This is a genomic window from Olavius algarvensis spirochete endosymbiont, from assembly GCA_900608495.1.
GTDB lineage: Bacteria > Spirochaetota > Spirochaetia > DSM-2461 > DSM-2461 > UBA2779.
Window position 1 is genome coordinate 1 of sequence record UWYT01000240.1, and the last position, 611, is coordinate 611.

Sequence of the window (611 nt, forward strand, 5' to 3'; positions counted from 1 at the left end):
AAGGGTTTGATATCTGCAAGCTGATGCCTAAAGGCCCTGGATGAGCCGCTTGGGGCGAGGGAGTGGGATGATTTCTCGGGATGAGACAATTGAAGTTCATTTCCCTTCTCCTTTGAGAAAACCATCAATAATTTGCAAAAGGGATTTTTGCTTTGAGTGAGGCAGATTTTCAATTCGGGTAATCCTTTTAATCAATCGCAAGGATGGTACCTTTTGAAGTGTTGCCTCTGTTTTTAATCCAAGAATCTCATCAGTATCTACGCCCAAAGCTAGGGCGAAACGGGTCACCATCTCATCATAGAGACGGATTCGTCCTCGTTCATAGTCAGAAATCAAATATCGTTCCACACCGATCTTCTTGGCTAGGGCTTTCTGGGTCAGACCCTGCTGTCTTCGGATTTTTGCAATACGCTCTCCGATCGTCAGTTTCTGTTCGAGGGGTTCGAGTTGGTACTTGGGTGATTTGGGCATTATTTGTATTTTACGATTATTTTCGTTTAAGACTTGACAATGAGCGTAATAATAACTCATATTGGAAATGTTAGAAAGTTGGATTAACTACTTGACACACTTTTACAAGACCCCGCTCTGTTAGAGCGGTGAAGAGGCCC

At 43.4% G+C, this 611-nt stretch carries 1 protein-coding gene; it reads right to left on the reverse strand.

The genetic code is table 11. From position 1 onward, the window contains the following. Nucleotides 1-96 precede the first annotated feature (96 nt). The gene (locus tag S1OALGB6SA_RS07070; RefSeq protein ID WP_195910356.1) at nt 97-471 is read right to left on the reverse strand and encodes a helix-turn-helix domain-containing protein; all 375 of its coding nucleotides are present in this window, start codon (nt 469-471) and stop codon (nt 97-99) included. Between the last annotated feature and the right edge of the window lie 140 nt (nt 472-611).

What these genes read in the sequence shown, in the direction of transcription:
- S1OALGB6SA_RS07070 (WP_195910356.1), bottom strand. Translation starts at nt 471, where the DNA reads ATGCCCAAATCACCCAAGTACCAACTCGAACCCCTCGAACAGAAACTG.